This window comes from Microbacter margulisiae, assembly GCF_014192515.1.
Classification (GTDB): Bacteria; Bacteroidota; Bacteroidia; order Bacteroidales; family Paludibacteraceae; genus Microbacter; species Microbacter margulisiae.
In genome coordinates this window covers 47796-73544 of record NZ_JACHYB010000001.1, presented here as the reverse complement: position 1 = coordinate 73544, position 25749 = coordinate 47796, and the positions used below count along the sequence as shown (strand labels likewise).

The following is a 25749-nucleotide window of genomic DNA, read 5'->3' as shown; positions in this document are numbered from 1 at the left end:
AATCTACTCCTACGAAAATATGCATGCATACTGCAATTTTTTCCCAAAGATAACCAATGATTGAGAATGGAACGACATAATTTGTTGTTTATTTACTTAAAAAAACAAAGAATATTTGATTTAATCCAGAGATTTTTTTCGAGAAATAAATTCAAGCGTAACTTCTTCATCTTTAACATGAAGTGTAGCTGGAATACCAAAAAATAAAGGATAGTGTAATGGATTATGCCCCGCTGGAAAATTAAAGCAAACGGGGAAATTGTACTCACTTACAATACTATAAATCAATTCAGGTAGCGTTGCCTTCATCTGTGGATCTTCTTCGTATTCAGTAAAATATCCCACTATCAATCCAGATATTTCTTCAAAAATACCGCCTAATTTTAAATTATGCAACATTCGATCAATGTTGTAAGGTTCTTCCCCAATATCCTCGATAAACAAAATTTTACCAGCACAATCGGGCTCAAAATGAGTACCTCTCAACCCACTTAAGACAGAAAGATTTCCGCCTATAATGTTGCCTGTAGCCATTCCGTTTCTGTTCAAAGCATTAGAAGGAATTGTATAATCAGGAATTTCTCCAAATAAAAATTTCCGCAATAATTCAGCTGACTCACTATTTTCACATAAATATTTGGACATACTTCCATGTATCGATGCAATATCATAAGCTGCCACAGCTGAATGCAAAATTGTAATATCGCTAAACCCAATCATCCACTTTGGATAGAGTTCAAAATGTGCAAAATCAACATCATCAATGATTTGAATCAAACCGTATCCGCCCCTACTGCACAAAATAGCTTTGATATCTTTTGAATTAAGAGCCCACTGAAGATCAGAAATCCGTTCTTCTTTTGTACCGGCAAATCGGCCATAAATATTCAGGGCATTTTCACCCACAATGGGTTCAAGTCCCCATTCTTGCAAAATACTGATTGTATGGTCAATCAATTGAGGATCAATAGGACTGGAAGGAGATATAATAGCAATTTTATCTCCATACTGTAAGAAACGTGGCTGCATATGTCAATAAATTATTATAAAAGGACTATCAAATGTATCTCACTAAATGTCTTTATCTTGCTAAAAATCATTTTGATATAAAAAGTCATTATAAGGGAATCGGGTCACATGAATTTCTTTTACCTTTTTGTAAAGAACTTCTTTGAGATGCTCTATATTTAATTTGTCTTTAGCTGATATAAATAGGCAATCGTGATGAATTTTAGACATCCACGTTTGCTGTAAATCCTCTAAACTAAAGTTCTCCAGTGTAAGAGGAGATAAATCATCGGATGCCTTAGGTGAATAAGAAAAAGAATCTATCTTGTTGAAAATAACAATCGTCGGTTTTTCTATATGATTTATCTCTAATAAAGTTTTGGTGACTATGTCATATTGTTCTTCAAAATTAGGATGAGAAATATCAACAATATGCACCAATAAATCGGCCTCCCTCACCTCATCCAAGGTCGATTTAAATGATTCAACCAAATGATGCGGAAGTTTCCGGATAAAACCAACCGTATCAGTAAGAAGGAAGGGAAGATTTTCTATAATGACTTTTCTTACTGTAGTATCTAACGTCGCAAAAAGCTTATCTTCAGCAAATACACTTGATTTACTCAAAAGGTTCATTAATGTGGATTTTCCCACATTAGTATAGCCTACCAAAGCCACACGTACCAACTTACCACGATTCTTTCTTTGCGTAGCTTTTTGTTTATCAATATGTTTTAACTCCTCTTTCAACAAAGCAATCTTTGAAAGGATAATACGACGGTCAGTTTCAATTTGAGTTTCACCAGGACCCCTCATTCCAATTCCGCCCCGTTGCCTTTCCAAATGAGTCCAAAGACGCGTCAGACGTGGTAAAAGATATTGGTATTGAGCCAACTCTACCTGAGTTCTAGCATGTGCAGTTTGTGCTCTTTTTGCAAAAATATCCAGAATTAAATTTGTACGATCAAGAACCTTTATTTCTAGCTGATTTTCTATATTACGTAATTGAATTGACGATAATTCATCATCAAAAATAATCATAGAAATCATTTCATTTTCGACAATATACTCTTTTATCTCGTTTAACTTCCCTTGTCCAACAAATGTTTTTGCATTAGGGAAATCAAGTCGTTGAAAGAATTTCTTGACAGGATAAGCTCCTGCCGTTTCAGCTAAAAACGATAATTCGGCAAGATACTCCTTCGCCTTTGTTTCATTTTGTTCTGGCGTAATTAAACCAACTAAAATAACTTGTTCTTGGCTTGCGGAAATTGTTTCATCCATATGTTTAAGTAAAAAAACCGTTTGACATATACGCCAAACGGTTTTAATTCTATTGAGCTAAAAAACTATTGTAGTTTAAAGTTTACAGGAAGTGTAAATTTAACACGTACAGGCTTGCCACCTTGTTTCCCTGGAATCCATTTAGGCATTCCTTCAATAACGCGAACCGCTTCCTTATCAAGACTCGGGTCAACTCCACGAACAACGGTTACATCTACAATTGAACCATCTTGGTTAACAACAAATTGTACAATAACTCGTCCTTGAATCCCATTCTCTTGGGCAACAACCGGATATTTAATGTGAGAACTTAAATAAGCATTAATATCTCCATTAGGGAATTGAGGCATTTGCTCAACAATCATAAATATCTGATTGTCTTGCTTAGGTGTTTCAATTACCTCTTGCTTTTTTACTACAGGAGGAGGAGGTAATTGGTTAACAGTTTCATTTAATTTAGACTGTTTTCCAAAATCCTTTGATACCTGTGTCGTATCAGTTGTCACTTTAGGAGCCACAAATTTCACCTTCTCTATTAACTTTTTAGGAGGAGGAGGTGGTGGTGGTGGTGGTGGTGTGTTGTTTGGGTTTATCAACTCAACAGTTGTCTCCGTTTGTGTTTGTCTACCTGCGTTCCCTTGTTCCAAAATACTTTTAATCAAGGGATAAGCAATAATAACCGCAAAGAGGAATAGTGCAGAGGCCAATGCAATAAGAATATATTTTTTATATTTTTTACGCAATTGATAAGAACCATAAGCTTTATTACGATTCTTAAACACCATTTCCTCTAGTGATTCTATATACTGTTTTTCATTAGTCATAACCATTCAAATTTCAGTATTAATAATCATATAACTATCGAGGTGCCGATTTAAGCATATCCTTTTCAGTTGGGCTCAAATCAACAATTGCATAACTTGCAATATTGCATATGGACATTTCATCTATAGTAGCCACTACATCTTTATATTTTGCTTTTACATCAGGCTTTATCAAAACAATTGGGCCAACATTATCATCAATCTTCAATTGTTTAATATAGTTCTCAGCAGTTGTATCAGCTACAACAATTCTTCCCTTTGCTCTAGCGCTTTTATAATCAACGATTTTAGTAAAAAGAGCCCTGTTCTTTTCTAAAAGCAATCTGCGAAGGCCGTCTTTGCTGAAATTCGTTTTGATTAATGTAGGCAGTGGCTTATTTGGATCCGCAATACCCATATAATAATATACACGATCACTATCACCCAAAAGAATATTAAGGGTCCTCTTAGCATCAATCTTTGGCTGATCATGAGGCTTATTATCTTTTTCAGGCATGGTAATCACCATTATTTTGGGTTTGTTGAATGCTGTCGTAAGCATAAAAAAGGTAAGCAAAAGAGCCATCAAGTCAACCATCGGAGTCATGTCAACACGTGCCACGCCTCTTCTGGGTCTTTTCTTTCCTCCTTTTTGCCTTTTTTCTTCTTGAATTATCTCAGCCATATTATTTTATTTATTTGATCTTTCGTGTTAAAAGTATTACTTTGGTAAATCTTTTAATCCAACTTCTTCCTTATCATAAGTTGTAATGAAGTCGAATCTATTTACTCCGTTACTTTGAACCAGATCAAGTACCTTTTTAATAACTGGGAATTCAACATTTCCGTCAGCTTTAATTGCAACCTCAGCATATGGGTTAACAGTTCTACCCAATCTGACCCACCAAGCTAGCTGGTTATCTAAAGAATCCATAGGTATACCTGTCTGTAACTGTTCGGCATCCTTTGCATTTTTAGTATCGAGCCATGCTTTTATGTCTTTCATAGGCAAACCAAAAGTACCTGCATTTGAGAAATGCTTCAATTCAGCAGGTGTAAAATTAATGTGATACCGCCCTCCCATCTCTTCTAATAATTGAATGCGATAGTGAAAAGAAGTATCCTGCCCATTGTCGTAATTAAAAAAGATTCTTTTGTCAGGCGCAATATAAAGCGTCATGATATTATGATCTGGAACAGCCTTTGCCGATACAGAAACGGGGATTGTAATCTGAGCCGGTTCCATCGGGATAAAGACAGCCGTTAATAGGAAAAAAGTAAGGAGCAGCGTAAATAAGTCCACCATCGGAGTCATATCGACGTGTGGAGATCTTGCGACCGATTTTATTTTTGGCATGGAATTATTATTTTATCAATATTTATGTCATTGTGTAATAAATCCGCCTGCTGATTCCTCTTTATTTCGTGGAAGCTGCAAACGACTGAACTAATGTGAAGCCTGCTTCATCAATCTTATAGGTGAAGTTGTCAATACGCGTTGTAAAATAGTTAAAGAATACAATCGCTAATAATGACCCACCGATACCAAATGCAGTATTGACAAGAGCTTCAGAAATACCTGTTGACAAACCGATAGCATCAGGAGCACCAGAACTTGCTAAAGCAGCAAATGCACGAATCATCCCTAATACTGTGCCAAGAAGACCAGTTAACACTGAAATTGAAGCGATAGTTGAAATAATAACAAGATTTCTGGATAACATTGGTAATTCCAAAGCTGTAGCTTCTTCAAATTCTTTCTGAAGAGCAACAATTTTTTGGTCTTTGTCCATTCCTTCAACATGTTGCAACTCCCGATAACGCATCAAGCCAGCTTTTAACACATTTGCCAATGAACCTCTTTGTTTATCACAGCGAGCAATTGCATCTTCAATTTTGTCATTGTCCAAATCTACTTGAATATTTTTCACAAAAACATTCAAACGACCTTTTCCTTTGGCAATTGTTAAAGAAATTGCTCTTTCAATAACAAAAATAATCATAACCAAGTTGATAGTCATCAACAATGGCACAATCATTCCCCCTTTGTAAATAATGCCCAAGTAATTCCCAGTGAGTGGGCGTCCAGCTGGATTACCTCCTTCAAAGTTGATAGGATTTCCCATCACATACAAGAAAACTAAAATAGATACTGTCAATGCTACAAGCATAACTACAATAGTTAGCGTAGATCTTAAAGCATCTCCTAATGTCTGTTGCTTTTTTTGATTTGTCTTGCTCATTGTAAAAAAATTTAATGGTTTGAATTGATAATGGTTTTTCTTACGGTGCAAAGATAAAAAATATTCGTTATTCTCTGACCGTGCACGAACGTTTTGTTTTTTTTTTCGCTTAATTCATTTTTATCTTATTTCTTTTAGGTTCAAGTGTCACAAAAAAACTGACTTTCGATTTTGACAAAACCAAAAACACTTATATTAATCAAATGATTACTATATGTATAGAACTTGATTCAATCAAAATCGAAAAGCAGTTTTCAAAATTATCAAGCAATCATTTTGCCTGTTTAGCTGGTCTACTTAAATTCTTTTTAATATTATCAATTATTTCCTTTGCCTTTTCGTCATTGGGATTAATCGCCAATACTTTTTCCCCATAATTTAGTGCTTGTTGTGCATCTTCTCGTGACTTAGATTGCGAGAATTTCACAAAATAATAGAATGTTATATAGGAATATGCCTCCTCTCGTTCTGAAGAATATTTGGCCGCATCGCTATCTGTTTTAGCAAGAAAGGTCTGATAAGCAGGTAAAGCCGCACCATTTTTTGTATCGGGATCTGTCATAGATAAAGCCCTAGCTTTCCATATATATGCAGGAATATACGTAGGTACTTTTTGAATTAAAACAGAAAAAGCTGAATCTGATTTATGAAAGTTATTGTCAGCATAATAATCATACCCTAAATAAAAATAATCAGCCAAGGTTTGTACTCCCAATTGAATTTTCATTTGGTATACTTTTGCTGCTTGCTTATAGCATTTAGCTTCATTAAAAATATTTGCTGCTTCTGTTAAATAACTATTTTGTGATGTATCTGCTTGGTAAGCTTTCAAAAAATACACACCTGCGAGGGAATCCTGTTTCAATTTTGCTAGAGTTCTGGCATAATATGCATAATCTGAAGTACGGATGTTGTCTGGATTGGTCTTCTTGAAAAAATCATCCAATTCTTTTTTAGCTTGATCTATTTTCCCCGTTTCGAAATCAGAATAAGCTAACGCTCTATACACATCTACATTACTACTATCAGTCTTTAAAACTTTTGCAGCCTGAATTCCCGCTTCCGTAAAATCCTTCAAGCTAAATAAAGTATTGATATACTGTAATTGAGCTTCAACATTTCCAGAGGATAACTGCAAGAATTTTTGAAAATTAATTTTTGCATTCTCATTATCTCCCTTGTGTGCATATAAAAATCCTAATTCTTTGTATGCAGGAGCAAATGTTGGATCCATCTTAATTACTTGCAGATAAGTAGTCAAAGCATCATCATAATTTCTTGAACGTACCCAAAGTTGGCCAATACGCAACTGAGCAGATGCAGATGTAGGATTATACTTAGAAGCAAGGTTATAATTCAGAATCGCATTAGATCCATCGTTTAAGATATAAAAGTATGCATCACCTTTTACAAGATAGATTTCATAATTTTTGGAATCCAACTTTTCAGCGATTCTTAAATAATTAAAAATAGAGGCTGTATCTTTTGTACTACTCAACACATAAGCATCAGCCATCTTCGTATATACATCAGCCTGAACATCTTTAGGCATCTTAATTTTTTTATGCTTACCAGGTAACAATGCTTCAGCTTGAGCCAAATAATCATTAGCTTTTGTCATATCTTTCTGAAACATTGACATTTCAGCCAACCCTACAAAATTCAAAGGATTGGTAGCATCAGCCTTGACACCTTCGTTGAAAACATTGGTTGCTGAAATTATGGATTTTTTTAGTGATACAGCTGCTGTATCTGCCAAATAACGTTGAATATAAAATTGTCCATAATAAAAATAAACAGCACCATTTTGGGGTTGTTGAGTAACCAACGCATCATAAGCTTTATTGGCTGCCATAAATTGCTCACTATGAGTCAGCCGAATGGCATCATCCAGAGTTTGAGCTTTTATCTCACTCGCCCATCCTGATGTAACAAGCAGCAAAGTGACAAATACAATTGTTTTTAGTTTACTTACCATAAGAACGATTCCTCCATGCTTTTTTGTAATTGATAATCTGATTAATTATTGATTTTTTAATGGTTAATTTGCACAATGGTTACCGGAGCAGCTGCCGGCACTAAACCTGAACGTAAAATAATGCGTTGCCCTTTTTCCCCAGCCAAAAACGCATCAAGGCCACTAGCTAATCCATCATAAGTCTGTCTATTAATAAAATAGATGTTACGAATGAAAGGATAGTATTTATACACGATATATGCCTGATAAGGTTGATAATAAGTATTAGCACTTGTAGATCCAGGATAGGATGTAATACCCGCTACCTGAATACGTTTCAAAAAATTGTGAGAAACTGAATCTTGAGGGTCACTTATCCAGTTTACACTCAAAATTCCTATTGCGTTCTTATGAGTTTCAACATAATGAATAATTTCATGGTTTGATCTTGTAGCCCCAAAATATGACGGATATTTCGTGATTTTAAATTTATGCATAAAATACCGAATATTCGAGGAGCCTGGTTTATCAAATACAACGCTTAACTTTCCTAAGTGATTAGTGGGATCAATCTGACTCCATTTAGATATTTTTCCTGTAAAAATATCCTGTACCTGATCATATAAAAAATTGTTTGTTTTGTTATCCTTGTTCAAGATCAATGCGATAGCATCTTGTCCAATAATCGTTGAACGTGCTACATATCGTTGACTTAACAGGGCGTCCGTTTCTTCTTTGGTCAACGGACTACTAACAATCATAGCAGGAATAGAATCTTTCAAAAACAAATTCTTAATATCTATTTCGTCGCTATAAATAGTATCAAAAGAAGCGTCACGATAGATGCTGGTAAAAACGTCCAATTGTGCTTCCATCATCAAACGGTATGAATCATCAATTCCAATCTTAATACGACCGGACGTGAAGGTGTCTGTTTGTTTGACAGGCTTAGAATTGCAACTTACAAGAAGAAAAACAGCTAAAGCAATAATTACTCCAGCCGCAGTTTTTGATTGAAAAACCCAATATTTCATAGTGTCATATTTAAAAATCATTCTCTGTCATCGTCATCATAATATTCCTCGTCGTCTTCATCACTCTTTTTTATCAACAAGAGCCTCGCCAGACGATAACCACCATACAAAATCAAGACTATAGCTAAAATGACCCGAAATTCTCTGTGCATCATGGCTATACAACGATGGCAAAACAACAAGTAACCACCTGCAACAAAATAAAGAGTCACAACAGCTAATGCGATATATTTCTCTATCTTGTCAAGATTTTTCATAGTGTAGAAACATTAATTTTCAAACAATTAAACGAGTTATATATCAGCTATTTTCTATTTCGGGCAATCAAAAACTTATTTTATATCTTGGATAACAAAATAGCCATTTTGCTAAGCAAATATACACTTTTTTCTCTAGTTGTATATATTCTCCTTTATTTTTTATCAGCTTTCTGCATTATATCATTTTGTGATATACAAATAACATCGCAGTGCTTTTTTATATGACATGTGCAGGAATTACAATTTCCATCCCCTTACGCAATGCCTTTTCATTTTGTCCCAATAAATGATGATGTCGCTCCGGCAATGATTTTTTAAGTCCCAATAATACATTCTCAATATCAACAATCGGTCGTATTTTCAACAAACCACCAAGAATAAACATATTGAATGCCTTAGACATGTTAAGTGAAATAGACGTTTCCAAAGCATCAATGCGATAAATATTTATGTCTGTTCGCTGTGGCTCTCTGATAAAACCATGGCCATCATACAACAATGTTCCACCTTTCTTAATACGAGGTTCAAACTTATCTAACGAAGGTTGGTTCAAAACAATTGCAGTATCATAAGCCTGCAATATGGGAGAGCTGATCTTTTCGTCACTCAAGATAACAGTAACGTTAGCTGTACCACCACGTTGTTCAGGACCATAAGATGGCATCCACGAAACTTCTTTTCCTTGCATCAAACCAGAATATGCCAGTATTTTCCCCATAGATAGGACTCCTTGTCCGCCAAAACCTGCTATAATTATTTCTTCTTTCATACAAAAACTTGTTTTTAGTTTAAGACCGGATGGAACTCGCATGATAATTAATATTTCTATTTGCCCATCGGATTGCGTGTTTCATCTTTAGTAGGTTATGAACAAAAGTTTGTTGTTCATTAATTGCCTTTTTCTGTATTGTCTAAAATTCCGTATTTGATTAACAGTTATCTATTATCTATCCTTCAGATCACCCAACGGGTATTCACGAAACATGTTATCTGACATCCATTTATTTGCTTGGTGAGGGCTCATTTTCCATCCTGAATTACAGGTAGAAACAAATTCAACAAGCGAAGTCCCTTTTTTTGCCAATGTATTTTCAAATGCTTTCCGAATAGCTTTTTTTGCCCGAACGACAGATGCCGGAGTATGCACAGCTTGACGAGTTACATAACACGTTCCATCAAGCATTGCTACCATATTTGATATTTTCAATGGAAACCCAGCCATATGGACATCCCTTCCAGATGGAGAAGTAGAGGTCACCATTCCTTCAATAGTGGTAGGAGCCATCTGCCCACCAGTCATGCCGTAAATTCCATTATTAACAAAGAAAATAGTCATATTTTCACCACGATTACATGCGTGAATTGTTTCTGCGGTTCCAATGGCAGCCAAATCCCCATCTCCTTGATACGTAAATACACAACGATCAGGTAATAAGCGATTCACAGCAGTTGCAAGTGCTGGAGCACGACCGTGAGCTGCTTCCTGCCAATCAATATCTATATAATTATAGGCAAACACAGCGCATCCTACCGGAGCTATTCCTATTGTGATATCTTGAATGCCAAGCTCTTCGATAACTTCGGCAATTAATTTATGTATAACACCATGACTACATCCCGGGCAGTAATGCATAGGAGTATCAGTCAACAAAGATGTTTTTCCGTACACCTTATTTTCTGGTTTTATAATCTCTTCTAATGTCATAATTGTACCATTTTGAAATTACAGTTATTCCGACGACTATAGCTGGACATAACTGTGTTATGCCATTAATTTTTCTTTTAATGCTGTGACAATTTCTTCCGGCGTAGGAATCATACCTCCGTAACGACCATAAAACTCAACAGGGACAAGGCCATTAACAGCCAATCTTACATCCTCAACCATTTGACCAGCACTCATTTCAACAGAAAGCATCCCTTTTACGTGTTTGGCGTATTCATGAAGCTGCTTAAACGGATATGGATAAAGTGTAATAGGACGGAAAAGACCAACTTTTACGCCTTCGGTACGCAATATTTCTACCGATTTTTGGCAAATGCGTGCAGAAGATCCAAATGCCACCAATATATAATCAGCGTCATCACATAAAAACGTTTCAAAACGGACTTCATTGGCTTCTACTTCCCTGTATTTTTTTTGCAAACGATCATTGACCTTTTCCATCTCTTCAGAAACCAAAGCTAATGACGTGATAATGTTTCGGTGAGTCCTCCCTTGTTTCCCAAGAGTAGCCCATGGATATTTTTCCCGAATTTCGGCATCAGTCAGCCGTGGTTTATAATCAGGAAGCTGAACTTTTTCCATCATCTGGCCAATCAATCCATCCGATAACACCATCACCGGGTTACGATATTTAAATGCTAAGTCAAATGCTAAGCATGTGTAGTCTGCCATTTCCTGAACAGATGCAGGAGCAAGAGTGATCAACTTATAATCACCATGCCCACCTCCCTTGACAGTCTGAAAATAATCGGATTGACTAGGTTGAATAGTTCCTAAACCTGGTCCACCGCGGGTAACATTAACAACCACGCAAGGCAGTTCTGCTCCAGCTATATAAGAAAGTCCTTCCTGCATCAAACTTATGCCAGGGCTTGATGATGACGTCATAGCACGTTTACCGCATGCAGCTCCACCATAAACCATATTAATGGAAGCTGTTTCACTTTCTGCTTGTAAAACCACCATCCCCGTCTTTTTCCAAGGTTCAAGTGCCATTAATGTTTCCAATACTTCAGATTGAGGCGTAATGGGATATCCGAAATATCCATCACACCCACAACGAATAGCGGCTTCTGCAATGGCTTCGTTTCCCTTCATCAGTTTTATTTCTTCCATGACGTTTAACTTTTAACTCGATAAACTGTTATACATGCATCAGGACAAACATATGCACATGATGCACAACCTGTACACATTTCGGCATTTGCCATATAGGCATAATGATAGCCCATCGCGTTGGTTTGTTGATTCATTTCCAAAACATCGGATGGGCATGCTTCTTCGCACAAATGGCAGCCCTTACATCGTTCAATGTTGACTACCACCGCTCCTTTATTTTTCGCCATAATGAACTATTTTTCAAAGATTTATTTTTCCTTTGTTGTTAGGTACAAAACACTCATATAACAGCTGAACTTCAAAAGGCTTGACAATAAAGAATGCAACAAGATCAACTTTTTAAGTTCACTCAAAATGCCAAGCTAAGATAAACTCGCCAGATTTTACCTTTCTAACATACTAAGAAGGCTTATGATCAAAAAAGTACGCTCAATCCCAATAATTTTCATAGCGAGGATAGAATCTCTCTGCGTTTTTTACTTTCGAATATGAGCGGACAAATGTACCAATAGTTTTGAAGCAATACGTTTTTTCGATGTTAAAAAGGATAAAACGACGTATTAACATTCATAGAATTCCCTTACGTCCTAGCATTTGGACACCATTTGTTTTTGATTAATTCCAAATACGCAAAATAACATAATCCTTTATAAAATCGCATATTAATCTATCTATCAACACAATAAAATCAGCAGCATAAATATTTCAGAATTAATACAAGCGGTTTACGGATTTATGTCTTTTTACAAAAAGGTTATTTTATCTGAATTAAGAAGAATCAGTCAAAATGCAATTAACTTTGAACGTTCTTAATCATTTGGATTGAACTTCTTTCAAAAAAAGTTTTAACCGGATGACATCTAACTAAAACCACAAAAATTAGCCTATAAATGAATGCTTTTACGCGTATAAAACTGATATTGCCAAAACGCAAAAACATTTTATTACCCAAAGGTCGTGTTCTGTTCTTGTGTTTTTTATTGCTATGTCCTCTATGGGCATCAGCAAAACACATTACCCAACAAGAAGCAGTTACGATTGCACAAAAATTTTATCAGGCACGCATAGCAAGACTTCAACCGGTAGCTGCTGCACGGCTAAAAGCTTCAAGCATCTCAAATGCTGATTTTAAATTAGGATATGTGGCTGCTAAATCAGGGTATGTTTCTGCAAATCAAACAAAAGCCATCGCAGTAGCAGATAGTACTGCTTATTTTTACATTTATAATGTAGGAGGTAATCAAGGATTTGTAATAGTTGCAGGAGATAATGTTGCTAAACCAGTTTTAGGATATTCTCTTCAAGGTTCATTTGCTACCGATCACATCCCATCCAACGTACAAAACTGGCTGAATATATACAAAACAGAAATAAAAGCTGCCCAACAAAAGGAACTCAACCCATCCCTGCTTGGCTCGGTATCCACAGCTCAATCTTCTTATTCTTCAACGCAACAATTAAATGATTCTGTAGCTCCATTGTTAGGTAACATTATGTGGGATCAGGACACTCCATACAACTTACTCTGTCCTTACAACACAACATACAAAGAACGAACAGAAACTGGATGTGTTGCAACAGCAATGGCTCAAATTATGAAATATTACCAATGGCCCGTCACAGGTACCGGATCATACAGTTACTCTGACAGTCCATACGGCACTCTTTCGGCAAATTTTGGAACTACAACATACAATTGGAGTAAAATGCTTGACAGCTATGGAGCCACCACAACAGGGGCACAAGACACTGCGGTAGCAACATTAATGTATGATTGCGGCGTTGCAGTAAAAATGCAATACGACATAGCCAGTAATGGTGGTAGCGCCGCCAGCACTTCTGACGCAGGTATAGCATTAGTCAAATATTTTGGATATGATTCTGGAATTCAATCCTATGATAGATCCCTATATACAGAAAATCAATGGGAAACATTATTACGCAACGAATTAAAAGCATCCAGACCTGTTTTATATGCCGGGACAACAGATAGTGTGGGCCATGCCTTCGTGATTGATGGCTTTGACAGTAGCGATTTATATCATATTAATTGGGGATGGAGTGGACTCTTCGATGGATATTTCCAATTAACAGCATTAAATCCGGACTGGCCCGGCAGCAATATCGTCACAGGTGGCTTTAGCGAAAATCAACAAATGATTGCAGGAATACAAAAACCTACAGGCACCTCTCACGTTAATTATGTAGTTGGAATATACAGTAAGGGATTAACTTCATCCGTATCTTCATTGTCGTCGATTGCAACCCAAACCTTTAGCCTAAGTTATGGTTTTATGAATTTTGGCATAAATTCTTTCTCGGGAACTATAGGCATCGGATTATATCAAAATGGAACATTACAAAAAACATTAGGAACCACATCGGTTCAGGGGCTTAATTCGTATTATTATTATCCGAACATATCTTTTAGTAATGTTTCGCTTTCTGGATTATCTTCAGGAACTTATCAGATTTACTGCATTTATCAACCAACAGATTCAACTTCATGGTCCAAAGTCAAACAAAGTGGCACCTACAACAATTATTTAAATGTAACCATTGCAGGGTCATCAGCAAGCATTACCAAACCCGTAATAGCACCTGTGTTGGCTCTTACTCAACCCATTCAGGTAACACAGAATGCTTATTATAACAAGACTGGAGTTTTCAATGTAAGTATCCATAATAGTGGAACAGAATTTTATTCCGATCTCGCACTTTATATTTATTCTAAAACGGACAGTACTGCTAATCACCAATATGTAGATTATGGAGTTGTATGCATTCCCTCTGATAGCACAATCAATGTTACATTCTCAGGGACAATCTCGTGTCCTGTTGGGACATACTATGCCGTTGCCTTAAATGATAGTACAAATTCATATTCCATAAAAAGCTATAAACAGTTGACCCCGTCTTCTGATAACTTCATTTCATTCAACGTACTAAATACCCCCACTTCACCAAACCTCATATTAAACAGTCCGATAGTATTTACAAATGGATCATCAACGATATACAACAACCAAACAATTTCATTAACAGCCAACATAACCAATCAAGGCGGATACTTTGACTCGACGCTTGTTGCGTTTGTTTTTCCGACAAAAGGAGGCTATTCCTTAACAACATTAAATCCCAAAACCATTTATCTTGATACAAATGGAACGCAAACTGTAACAATCACAGGTTCAATTGATTTAGATCCTGGACAATATTCCTTGGGGCTCTATTACTACGCTGGAGGATGGGTAGAATGTTCTCCAGCAGCTTCTGCTCAGTTAATTTTCACATTGAACAATTTGAACACAGCCGTTACTAATGTACAGCAATCATCATTCAGTATTTATCCGAATCCGGCATCAAATATGTTATATATTAATGGATTAGAAGACGACAATGTCTTTGTAACAATTTGCGACGTAAGTGGTAAAATTGTTTTAAGTAAAAATATTTCTGGAAATTCACTTGATATCAGTGCATTAGCTAATGGGCTTTATATAATGAAGATCAGTACAACAAATAGGGTAGAAACCACTAAGTTTATAAAACAATAGAAGTCCTTATAATCAAAAACTCCCTATGTGAATCTCATACCACACAGGGAGTTTTATTTTTTGTTCGCTCAGCTACATCCAGCACCATCCATGTACCAAAAATATTTTAGTACCAATACTAATTAATAAGAAAAAACCAGCAAGCCATATCAAAAAAGTGACCCATTTTGCAGTTGTAGAAAGATGATTTTCACCGGATATCACTTTTATGGCAGTATAGAACAGCATGTAAACCGGGATCCCTATAAACAATAACAGTGCAAATAAAAGCAAGCTCAAATTCCCTGTTGACGACCACACTATAATATTGTGTAATTGATCAGGGACATTGACCACTAACCATGAAGGAGCAGCAAGAGCAACAATAAGAATGATTAACAAGGCAATCACTATCACAGCACCTGCAAAACCAACCACTCCAGCAATAATAGCAAAAATTGCTTTCAATATTGCCTGAAAAACATGACCTATGCGATTCGCTGCATCATGAACCTCATTTGAACGAGCAAAATTGCCTACATTTTCTTTTACGCGCTGTGCTTCAGATTTAATTTGTTCTTTTTTTTTATCAATAGATTCAGAACTAACATAGCTTTCAAAACGCTCTTTAATCTTGTTGGCCTCAGCTTTCAAATTTTCAACCGTTACATCAATACCGTGCATTTCAAGGCGCTGGGCTGTCGTTTCTGCCTTGGGAATCACCAGCCACAACACTAAATATATAGGAATAATAGTTCCAACGCCAAGTAAGACCAGAATAACAAAAATAATACGAAGCCACACAACATCTATGTTGAGATAAATGGCAAATCCACTCAGGATACCTGCCAAAAAGGCTTTCTCTGGATCCCGATACAAACGTCGAGAAGTTTTATGGGTTTGTTGATATTCAAATGTTGATGATTCAGGCTTCTCTTCAGATTCTTCTCCATAATCAGATGGACGACCCATAATCTGAATGATCTCATCCACCATCTCAATAGTCACTACCTGCCCTACCCGATGAATTCGTTCAGTGAACAATTCAGCAATACGTGCCTCTATATCACTCATAATTTCCTTTTGCTCCGATTCACCGCTTAAATGGGCTAAAACAGCGTTCAGATAATCACGAAGCTCTATATAAGCATCTTCATCTATTTGAAAAACACTGCCGTTTAAGTTAATTGAAACTGTTTTTTTCATTGGTGCATATTTTATTTGTACATGGTTTAAGGAATCCCTTACATTAAAGTGTTCTCGTTTATTTATATAAACTACTCATTATCTTGTATTTTCAAAGTATTTATAGTATTGCTTAATTCATTCCATGAATTTTCCAACTCAGATAAAAAAGTTTTCCCTGCTTCTGTTAACGAATAATATTTTCTTGGAGGACCTTGTGTCGATTCTTCCCATTGATATGAAAGTAACTCACTGTTTTTCAGACGTGTCAATAGTGGATAAAGCGTCCCCTCAACCACAATGATATGCGCTTGTTTTAAGGTCGATATAATATCGGGGGCATAAGCTGGTTTTTTGTTTAAGATCAGCAAAATGCAATACTCTAAAATACCTTTACGCATTTGCGACTTAACATTATCGACTTGCATATCTTTCAAATTGATTTTAGACTGTATCATAATCATCTTGATTTCAATTCTCTGTTATTTGATGATGCAAATATACATTCAAACAAAATACTATGTTATACATACTACTTTTATTTAACTTTATTTATACCTTAAATCAATTGACTATAGAGGACAAAAAGCCTCCAATAGAACATTTTAACTAATTAATTTTCTGATAGAAAAGACAACCTATTGTACATCAGAAAACACAATCCTTCTATAGCAAAAAGTATAAAATCAATTTATGTACATTGAAACTACATTAAAAACAAAAAAATCATTCAATCAGATATTGCATTATCGCACTTTTGTGAATAAATTTGCAGTCTAAATGAATAAAAATTCATCATGGCAAAAAAAGAACGTCTTGATAAAATCAAGGAAATTATCGTATCATTTACCATCGGCAGCCAGGAAGAACTACTAAACGTACTTCAATCAAGTGGTTTCGATGTGACTCAAGCTACCTTATCACGTGACTTAAAACAGCTTAAGGTATCAAAAGTGCCGACAGCCAATGGGTATCGCTACTCGCTGTCAAGTAAAGTAATAGACTACGGTCGCTCCAAAGCAATGCCAAGTAAAACATCAGTTTCGCAAGGAGGAATACTCTCTGTTGCATTTTCAGGAACATTGGCTATCATCAAAACCCATCCCGGATATGCGAGCGCTTTGGCGTGGAGCATTGACAATTATGCGGATGAACGCATTTTGGGCACCATCGCAGGTGATGACACTATTTTTCTGGCTATCAATGAGAAAAATTCCCGCAAAGAAATTATGGGACTATTAATAGAGATCTTCCCCGAACTTCAAACTGATATTTGATATTGAAAATTTCATTATTAATAAGCAATCTATTGTTTAACACTCATATTATTTCAAATTATCAATCATGTCAGAAGTTTCAAATATTGAAATAGAAGTTGCGAATGAAACACATCTGAAATATGTCGACACTATTTTGGATACTATTAGCGAAGCTGCTGCTAAACGCGGCACAGGAATTGCTAAACGTTCGCCTGAATACATAAAAACAAAAATCATGGAAGGCAAAGCCATCATTGCTCTGAATGGGGAAGAATTTGCCGGGTTTTGTTATATTGAAAGCTGGAGCGACAAACAATTTGTAGCAAACTCCGGTTTAATTGTTGTCGAAAAATTCAGAGGACATGGCTTGGCCAAAGCTATCAAAAAAAAATCGTTTGAGCTTTCACGCCAACTCTTCCCAAATGCCAAGTTATTTGGGTTAACCACAGGATTGGCTGTTATGAAAATAAATTCTGAACTAGGCTATCGACCTGTGACATTTTCTGAGCTGACGCAGGATACTGATTTTTGGAAAGGCTGCGAAGCTTGCGTCAATTTTGATATTTTGAAACGAAACAACAACAGGATGTGCCTTTGCACAGGAATGCTTTATGATCCGGTAGAACACGTATCGGCAACAAAAAAGCAGGCTGCCTGGAAAAAAGTATTTACACAACTACTACCAAATCCGGTAAAAAATCACGTCAAAAAAATTGTCACAAACAAAGAAAAGTCGACAACTCAAAAGTCTCATTGACATTAAACAAAGCGACATTTAACCACTTACAAACCATACACAAAGAGCATGAAGAAAAAAGTAGTTTTAGCATTTAGTGGAGGATTAGACACCTCGTTTTGTGCCACTTATCTGGCAAATGAAAAAGGATATGAAGTTTATACCGCCATTGCTAATACAGGAGGCTTCAGTGAAAAAGAATTAATTGAAGTAGAAAAAAGAGCATACCAATTGGGTGCTACACATCATGTAACGCTGGACGTTACGAAAGATTATTATGAAAAAAGCATCAAATACATGGTGTTTGGAAATGTGTTACGTAACGGAACCTACCCTATTTCCGTAAGTTCTGAGCGTATTTTTCAGGCTATAGCCATTATTGAATATGCGAAAAAAGTGGGAGCCCATTATGTAGCTCATGGAAGTACCGGAGCTGGCAATGACCAGGTAAGATTTGATTTGACTTTTCAGGTTCTAGCTCCTAATATCGAAATTTTGACTCCGACCCGTGATATGTGTCTGACACGGGAACAAGAAATCAATTATTTACGTGAGCATGGCATTACAGATATGGATTTTACAAAAATGGAATATTCTATCAATAAAGGACTTTGGGGAACAAGCATTGGCGGAAAAGAAACTCTAAAGTCGAATAAAACCTTGCCGGAAGATGCCTATCCAAGCCAAGTGAACAAACATAATAAAGAAACGCTGACCATTGACTTTGAAGAAGGTGAAATTGCTGGAGTCAACGGACAAACATTTGAAAATAAAATTGCTGCAATCCGTGAAGTTGAAAAAATCGGTTCGGCATTCGGTATAGGTCGTGACATGCACATTGGAGATACCATTATTGGCATAAAGGGGCGGGTTGGATTTGAGGCAGCTGGTGCATTACTAATCATTAATGCTCACAAGATGTTGGAAAAACATACCCTCACAAAATGGCAACAATATTGGAAAGATCAAATTGGAACCTGGTATGGAATGTTTTTGCATGAAGCACAATACCTTGAACCTGTCATGCGTGACATGGAAGCCTTTTTATCCAGCACCCAGCTGCATGTTACCGGCAAAGTTATTCTTGAATTAAAACCATACAGTTATACCTTGGTTGGCGTTGAGAGTGTATATGATTTAATGAACAGTAGCTTTGGCGAATATGGCGAGATGAATCGCGCCTGGTCAGCTGACGATGTTAAAGGCTTTACAACGATATTATCCAACCCAATGAAAATTTACTATAGTCTGACGAAAAAATAATAGATTAAGCCGATACAGCATGGTAACACATAAGATCGCCATTACATACTTGATGTAACGGCGATTTTTATTTCCCTCAACACTTTTTGAAGCAAAAATAGGAATAGCCAACGGATTAACCGACAAAGACACAAAACCAATGTTCTTTGAATATAATTAACCCCACAGAACCATCGGGAGTTTGGAAAAATTCCCGTATATTTGTCCAACTATCAAACCATTATCAAAGCTATAAAATCTATGATGACTGATTGGCAAAAATACAACATTCATTACCTTAAATACCATCAAATAAAAATCTTAGATTTCATCCTCAGAAATGTGATATGCATGAATATAAAGGCACTACAGGTAACAAACCCAAATACATCACACATATACGCATACACTTAGAGATAAATTTTAACATTTTAAATAAAAAGAATATTAGAAATTCACAGCAAACCATTGAATATATTGAAGAGTAGATTATCTACCGTTTCCCATTAATCTCATTTGTCATTCTATATAAAAACATACCCAGATGAAAGTTTTCTATTTTTTGGCCACATTGATAATTGTTGTTTTGCTGGCATCATGTACCAACTCAACAGTTAGTTCAACCAGTACCACCACTAGATATAGTAAAAAAATCAACCTACTAACTCCAGGCACTATTCAATCTCAATTTACAAATGAGCAGGATTCTGTTACCAACTTGACCATTACCGGGAATATAGATGCCCGTGATATTCAGTATATACGTGACAGCCTTCCAAACCTGATAGTTCTTGATCTTTCCGGAGCTTCAATTCAATCTTACACAGGTAGCCACGGGACATTACCTGGAATTACAGTCAATTATTCCGCAAATGAAATGCCTATCTGTGCATTATACAATGCTTCCTCAAGACTAGGCAAAACCACATTAGATACGCTTTCCTTACCTACTAATCTGACCGCAATCGGAGATTCTGCACTTGATGGATGTAAAGCAATAACGGGGACATTTACCATCCCTTCAAAAGTTACCACCATTGGTAATGGAGCTTTCAAAAACTGCCTCGCTTTAACCAGCTCATTGTCCATTCCATCTGGTGTAACATCAATTGGAGATCAGGCTTTTCAGAATTCAGGATTTACAGGAAATCTGGACATTCCGAGTAGTGTTACTCACATAGGAAACTCTGCTTTTCAAAATTGTTCCAACTTGCATGGGACACTCACCATTCCAACTTCTATTACTTCAATTGGAGATAATACTTTTTTCGGATGCACAAGCTTGACAGGAGCTTTAACTATACCAAATTCAGTAACCATGATTGGTGCTAATGCATTTGGTAATGATATGAGTCTAAAAGGAGCACTTACTTTAAGCAATACCCTCGTTTCCATAGGCGAAGCTGCGTTTATTAATTGTAGTCAACTTAACGGAAATCTGAATATTCCCAACACGGTGACGTCTATTGGTGCTGCTGCATTTCAAGGGTGCATTGGATTTAGAGGAACATTAACCATACCAAATAGCTTGACCTCTATTAGCAATCAGGTATTTTCAGGAGACACTTATTTATCAGGCAGTTTGACAATTCCTTCTACAATAAAAACCATTGGACAAGCTGCATTTTTCAAGTGCAAAGGATTAAAAGGAGCCTTAACTATTCCAAGTTCTGTTACTTCCATTGATGATCACGCTTTTGAAGGATGTACCGGCTTCATTAGCTTATCGTTGCCTACAAGTTTAAAGACAATTGGGAACTATGTCTTCAATGGGTGCACTGGTTTTACTGGCAATTTGACTATTCCCAATTCAGTTACGACAATCGGAAATTATGCGTTCAATTATTGTACTGGATTCAACGGTATGCTAACTATTGCAAACTCAGTTACGACAATCGGAAATTATGCGTTCAATGGATGCACAGATTTAATAGGTAGCTTAGTCATTCCTAATTCAGTGACATCTATTGGGACCAATGCCTTTGCAAGCTGTACAGGATTTAAAGGGACTTTGACCTTAGGAAATAATCTGAACTCCATTAACCAATCAGCATTTTATAATTGTACTGGATTGACTGGCAATTTAATAATTCCAAATTCTGTTACTATATTAGGGCCTGAATCATTTAGCTCTTGTACTGGATTTAATGGATTTTTAGTTATCAGTAATGCTATCAAGCGATTAGGCAATTCTGCGTTTTATGGATGTACTGGATTAACAGGTAACATATCAATTCCAAATTCAGTAATTTATGTTGGGAATTATGCTTTCCAAGGATGTACAGGATTTAAAGGAAGAGTTACACTAGGCAGTGCTGTCGATACCCTTGGAATAGATGCCTTTGGAGGGTGTACTGGTTTAACGGGCACTTTAACTATCCCCAGCTCAGTCACCCTTATTGAAGATTATGCTTTTAATGGCTGTTCTCAATTAACTGGAGATTTGACTATTCCCAATGCAGTAAAATCTGTAGGTGATTATGCATTCCAAAATTGCACAGGCTTAAACGGTAATTTAACTATTGGCAGCTCAGTTGTTGCTATAGGAAGTTATGCATTTGCGGGATGTAGTAAAATTAAAGCATTATATTCTTTACCAACGAAACCGCCCTATCTAACAGGAAGTGATGTCTTTACAAATATTCCAACCAGTGATAAGCTATATGTACCAATCGGTTCTGGAAATGTTTACAAAGGAACTTCTCAATGGGGCAGTTTTGTAATAGTAGAACAATAAACGAAGTTGATTTTTGATTTTGAAAAAACTCTCTGACAATTATTTCAGAGAGTTTTTTTATCGAATAAAGATCCATTCATCATTAGCAGACAAGTCTTGTGAGAATGCATATCCCTGTTCCATAAATCCTTTAAGATACTCCGGATCAGATATTTGATTCTCAATTATAAATCTGGTCATCAATCCTCTTGCCTCCTTGGACTTAAAGCTATTAACCAATAATTTTCCCCTTTTTTCTTGTTTGAAAATAGGAGTTAAAATCTGGCAGTTCTGTGAAAAATAAGAGGTAGTAAGCATTTCAAAATATTCTGCTGAAGCAAGATTAATCAAAATACAATCATCATCCATCAAAGCCTCCATGGCAGATGTAGTGACTTTATCTGACCAAAATGAGTAAAGATCATCTATTAAGCCATTATGCATGTCAAGTCGATATGGATGAATAAGATCAAAAGGTCTTAACAACCCATACAAAGCAGAAAAAATACGCAAATGTTTCTCCACAAAAAGCAACTGGGCTGTAGTAAATAAATACGGATTCAATTTATCAAACACGGTACCGCTATAGGTAAATATAGCAGGCTTAACTATTTGATTTGCATTAAAAAATTGTTGATTAAATTCAAAGGCGGCATATGCCAACTTAAAGCTAAGATGCTCCAATTTGGATATATCGGAAGCAGAAAAAGAGATTAATTGCTGCATAATCGAATACGCTTCGTTAGAAAATTGAGGTTGAGTCACCCTTACGATTGTATCGATTGGCTTAAAATTCATTGATTTTGAAGGAGAAAGAAAAATAACCATCAGATTTATAGGAATAATGTAATACAGAAATTTATAATTGGAATATACTTCGTAATTGCATATGCAAACATCGGTAAAAATGTTGAATATTATGTCCAACAACATAACAATCAAAGTTGGAAGTTTATTCTTGAAAACTAAGATATACAAGTAAAGAAATACCGAAACAGAAAGATTTCTGATTGAAAATTGTCGTTTAAATAGCCTTAATTGCTTCTTTTTGTTTTGTTTAAACGCTATTTTGTCACATTCTTCTAAAAATGTATCTTTGTGAGATAAAGCAACGCGATGGGCGTTTTCACATATATCCATTTTAAAACATTAAAGTATGAAGGTCTTAAAGTTTGGTGGGACATCCGTAGGTTCCATCGAAAGTATTTTGGAGGTCAAAAAGATTGTTGAATCGCAACAAGAATCTGTTATAGTGGTCGTTTCTGCCTTTAAACAAGTCACCGATCAACTCTACCATCTGGCGCAATTAGCATCTCAGGGAGATGCCACTTATCAACATGAATTTCAGGAGTTATCACAACGACACATTTCTATTATCGAGCATGTAGTTGAGCCAGAAAAGCGAACTTCCCAAACTACCAAAATAACCCAAATGATGGAGGAATTATCCAATATTTTACGTGGAATTTTTCTCATTCACGACCTGACACCGAAAATTACAGATACTATCACAAGCTATGGAGAACGCGCCTCTGCTTCTATTATTGGAGCCGTTATAGATGAGGCTATAACCTTTGATTCACGCCAATTTATCAAAACAGTACCTCAGTTTACCAAACATATTGTTGACTTTGAGACAACCAATGCGTTGATACGTGAACATTTTAGACATGAATTGCCCATTGTTGTTTGCGGTGGCTTCATTTCTACAGATAAAAAGACAGGAAATGTAACCAATTTGGGTCGCGGTGGTTCGGATTATACAGCAGCTATTTTAGCCGCTGCTCTAAATGCTTCCAGTCTGGAAATATGGACTGACGTTGATGGCTTCATGACAGCTGACCCACGCATCATCGACAACACTTATGTTATTGAAAAACTGACTTTTACAGAAGCAATGGAGCTCTGTAATTTCGGAGCAAAAGTGATTTATCCGCCAACTATTTATCCGGCTTATCACAAAAATATACCCATTCGTATTAAGAATACTTTTAATCCTACCGCCCCCGGCACTTATATTTCATGTGAAAAATCAAATGATGTCGGAAAATCTATTAAAGGAATTTCATCCATAAATGATACCTGTCTGATTACTGTACAAGGGCTTGGAATGGTTGGGGTGATCGGAGTGAATTATAGGATATTCAAGGCATTGGCAAAAGCAGGCATTAGTGTATTTTTGGTTTCTCAAGCTTCTTCTGAAAACAACACATCTTTTGCCGTAAAAAACAGTGACGCAGAACTAGCTGTAAAAGTACTCGACATAGAATTTGAGAAAGAAATTGAACAGGGTGAAATGAATCATGCTTTGGCTGAAAAGGATTTAGCCACTGTGGCTATTGTTGGGGAAAACATGAAACGTACTCCCGGCATCGCAGGAAAACTATTTGGCACCTTAGGAAGAAACGGCATCAATGTTATTGCCTGTGCTCAGGGTGCATCAGAAACCAACATTTCCTTTGTCACTGATCATAAATCGCTCCGCAAAGCACTAAACGTTATTCATGATTCATTTTTCTTGTCGGATTATCAGGTGCTGAATGTTTTTCTTGTCGGGACAGGAACCGTCGGTGGCAGCCTGCTGGAGCAAATTAGACAACAACAGCCAAACCTCATGGTTCAAAAAGGACTTAAACTCAATGTTGTAGGTATTGCTAATGCTGAATATGCCCTTTTTGACAGGGAAGGAATCCAGTTGGATAAGTATCAGGAGTTACTTTTGACTAATGGGAAACCAACATCACCCCAATTATTGTGTGATGAGATTCTTGGAATGAATATATTTAATTCTGTTTTTGTTGATTGCACCGCAAGCCCAGAGGTAGCCACCATTTATAAAGAATTGCTCTCGAATAACGTATCTGTCGTTGCTGCTAATAAAATTGCTGCTTCATCAGAGTATGCTACGTATGCAGAACTAAAATCCATTGCTGGGAAAAGAGGCATTAAGTTCCTGTTCGAAACTAACGTAGGAGCCGGACTTCCTATTATGAATACCATTAATAACCTGATTAATTCTGGCGATCGCATTTTAAAAATGGAAGCTGTACTTTCCGGCACATTAAATTTCATTTTCAATACATTAAGCGCTGAAAATACATTAAGCAAAACGATTCGCCTAGCAAAAGAAGCCGGTTATTCAGAACCTGATCCACGCATCGATCTGAGTGGAAAAGATGTGATTCGAAAATTACTCATTCTAACACGAGAAGCAGGATATAAAATTGAACAAGAAGATGTTGCCTGTAACTTGTTTATTCCAGATCGATTTTTTGAAGGGACATTGAACGATTTTTGGAATACAATTGGTGAATTGGATGGTGAATTTGAACATCGACGCCAACGATTGGAGACAGAACATAAGCGGTTGCGTTTTGTAGCCAAAATGGAAGAAGGTCAATGTAGTGTCGGGCTTCAGGAAGTGGACATGCATCATCCGCTTTATGATCTGGAAGGCAGCAACAATATTCTAATGTTAACAACAGAACGATATAATGATTACCCCATGATAATCAAAGGATATGGAGCCGGAGCTAATGTGACTGCAGCGGGAGTTTTCGCTGATATTATCAGCATTGCCAACATTCGATAAGAATAATAGATAACTATAAATAATGCGGATAGGTTAAACAAAAGTCTAT

Annotated in this window: 22 protein-coding genes; 6 read left to right on the top strand and 16 right to left on the bottom strand. The window is 36.4% G+C overall.

The window, feature by feature from the left end; genetic code table 11:
• Window positions 1–120: 120 nt before the first annotated feature.
• From FHX64_RS00305 to FHX64_RS00245, 13 genes are all read right to left on the bottom strand, one after another.
• Window positions 121–1029 (bottom strand): S66 peptidase family protein, encoded by a 909-nt coding sequence (locus FHX64_RS00305; RefSeq protein WP_183411851.1) that lies wholly within the window; start codon window positions 1027–1029, stop codon window positions 121–123.
• A 60-nt stretch (window positions 1030–1089) separates the two neighbouring features.
• Window positions 1090–2292 (bottom strand): GTPase HflX, encoded by a 1203-nt coding sequence (hflX, locus tag FHX64_RS00300; protein ID WP_183411850.1) that lies wholly within the window; start codon window positions 2290–2292, stop codon window positions 1090–1092.
• Between the two features lie 65 nt (window positions 2293–2357).
• A complete protein-coding gene (locus tag FHX64_RS00295; protein WP_183411849.1) occupies window positions 2358–3116 on the bottom strand; it encodes an energy transducer TonB in 759 nt (252 codons plus the stop codon).
• Between the two features lie 34 nt (window positions 3117–3150).
• A complete protein-coding gene (locus tag FHX64_RS00290; RefSeq protein WP_183411848.1) occupies window positions 3151–3780 on the bottom strand; it encodes an ExbD/TolR family protein in 630 nt (209 codons plus the stop codon).
• A 36-nt stretch (window positions 3781–3816) separates the two neighbouring features.
• The gene (locus FHX64_RS00285) at window positions 3817–4452 is read right to left on the bottom strand and encodes a biopolymer transporter ExbD (RefSeq protein ID WP_183411847.1); all 636 of its coding nucleotides are present in this window, start codon (window positions 4450–4452) and stop codon (window positions 3817–3819) included.
• A 61-nt stretch (window positions 4453–4513) separates the two neighbouring features.
• Window positions 4514–5338, bottom strand: a complete 825-nt coding sequence (locus FHX64_RS00280) for a MotA/TolQ/ExbB proton channel family protein (protein ID WP_183411846.1) — start codon at window positions 5336–5338, stop codon at window positions 4514–4516.
• Between the two features lie 271 nt (window positions 5339–5609).
• Complete coding sequence (locus FHX64_RS00275; protein ID WP_183411845.1) at window positions 5610–7316, bottom strand: tetratricopeptide repeat protein; 1707 nt, start codon at window positions 7314–7316, stop codon at window positions 5610–5612.
• 56 nt (window positions 7317–7372) lie between these two features.
• The gene (locus FHX64_RS00270) at window positions 7373–8329 is read right to left on the bottom strand and encodes a PstS family phosphate ABC transporter substrate-binding protein (protein WP_183411844.1); all 957 of its coding nucleotides are present in this window, start codon (window positions 8327–8329) and stop codon (window positions 7373–7375) included.
• Between the two features lie 17 nt (window positions 8330–8346).
• Window positions 8347–8586 (bottom strand): hypothetical protein, encoded by a 240-nt coding sequence (locus FHX64_RS00265; protein ID WP_183411843.1) that lies wholly within the window; start codon window positions 8584–8586, stop codon window positions 8347–8349.
• A gap of 220 nt (window positions 8587–8806) precedes the next feature.
• Entirely contained in the window at window positions 8807–9358 is a 552-nt protein-coding gene (locus tag FHX64_RS00260) for a 2-oxoacid:ferredoxin oxidoreductase subunit gamma family protein (protein WP_183411842.1), read from the bottom strand.
• A 174-nt stretch (window positions 9359–9532) separates the two neighbouring features.
• A complete protein-coding gene (locus tag FHX64_RS00255; protein ID WP_183411841.1) occupies window positions 9533–10294 on the bottom strand; it encodes a thiamine pyrophosphate-dependent enzyme in 762 nt (253 codons plus the stop codon).
• A gap of 57 nt (window positions 10295–10351) precedes the next feature.
• Window positions 10352–11431, bottom strand: coding sequence for a 3-methyl-2-oxobutanoate dehydrogenase subunit VorB (locus FHX64_RS00250; protein WP_183411840.1), 1080 nt, complete (start codon window positions 11429–11431; stop codon window positions 10352–10354).
• A 5-nt stretch (window positions 11432–11436) separates the two neighbouring features.
• Window positions 11437–11661, bottom strand: a complete 225-nt coding sequence (locus FHX64_RS00245) for a 4Fe-4S dicluster domain-containing protein (RefSeq protein ID WP_183411839.1) — start codon at window positions 11659–11661, stop codon at window positions 11437–11439.
• A gap of 663 nt (window positions 11662–12324) precedes the next feature.
• Between FHX64_RS00245 and FHX64_RS00240 the strand changes: the two genes are divergently transcribed.
• Complete coding sequence (locus FHX64_RS00240; RefSeq protein WP_183411838.1) at window positions 12325–14991, top strand: T9SS type A sorting domain-containing protein; 2667 nt, start codon at window positions 12325–12327, stop codon at window positions 14989–14991.
• A 72-nt stretch (window positions 14992–15063) separates the two neighbouring features.
• On the opposite strand, the gene FHX64_RS00235 is transcribed toward FHX64_RS00240, so the two are convergent.
• Complete coding sequence (locus FHX64_RS00235) at window positions 15064–16176, bottom strand: PspC domain-containing protein (protein ID WP_183411837.1); 1113 nt, start codon at window positions 16174–16176, stop codon at window positions 15064–15066.
• Window positions 16177–16247: 71 nt separating this feature from the next.
• The gene (locus FHX64_RS00230) at window positions 16248–16583 is read right to left on the bottom strand and encodes a PadR family transcriptional regulator (protein WP_183413476.1); all 336 of its coding nucleotides are present in this window, start codon (window positions 16581–16583) and stop codon (window positions 16248–16250) included.
• A gap of 369 nt (window positions 16584–16952) precedes the next feature.
• On the opposite strand from FHX64_RS00230, the gene FHX64_RS00225 reads away from it, so the two are divergent.
• From FHX64_RS00225 to FHX64_RS00210, 4 genes are all read left to right on the top strand, one after another.
• Window positions 16953–17432 (top strand): arginine repressor, encoded by a 480-nt coding sequence (locus FHX64_RS00225; protein WP_183411836.1) that lies wholly within the window; start codon window positions 16953–16955, stop codon window positions 17430–17432.
• A gap of 67 nt (window positions 17433–17499) precedes the next feature.
• Window positions 17500–18171 carry a GNAT family N-acetyltransferase gene (locus tag FHX64_RS00220; protein WP_246392242.1) on the top strand — a complete coding sequence of 224 codons (672 nt, stop codon included), beginning with the start codon at window positions 17500–17502 and terminating at the stop codon, window positions 18169–18171.
• Between the two features lie 48 nt (window positions 18172–18219).
• The gene (locus FHX64_RS00215; protein WP_183411835.1) at window positions 18220–19413 is read left to right on the top strand and encodes an argininosuccinate synthase; all 1194 of its coding nucleotides are present in this window, start codon (window positions 18220–18222) and stop codon (window positions 19411–19413) included.
• Window positions 19414–19936: 523 nt separating this feature from the next.
• Window positions 19937–22129, top strand: a complete 2193-nt coding sequence (locus tag FHX64_RS00210; RefSeq protein ID WP_183411834.1) for a leucine-rich repeat domain-containing protein — start codon at window positions 19937–19939, stop codon at window positions 22127–22129.
• Between the two features lie 57 nt (window positions 22130–22186).
• Here the strand turns inward: FHX64_RS00210 and FHX64_RS00205 are convergent, their stop codons facing one another.
• Window positions 22187–22936, bottom strand: a complete 750-nt coding sequence (locus tag FHX64_RS00205; RefSeq protein ID WP_281370788.1) for a YaaA family protein — start codon at window positions 22934–22936, stop codon at window positions 22187–22189.
• Between the two features lie 328 nt (window positions 22937–23264).
• On the opposite strand from FHX64_RS00205, the gene thrA reads away from it, so the two are divergent.
• Window positions 23265–25700 (top strand): bifunctional aspartate kinase/homoserine dehydrogenase I, encoded by a 2436-nt coding sequence (gene thrA / locus FHX64_RS00200; protein WP_183411832.1) that lies wholly within the window; start codon window positions 23265–23267, stop codon window positions 25698–25700.
• Window positions 25701–25749: the final 49 nt, after the last annotated feature.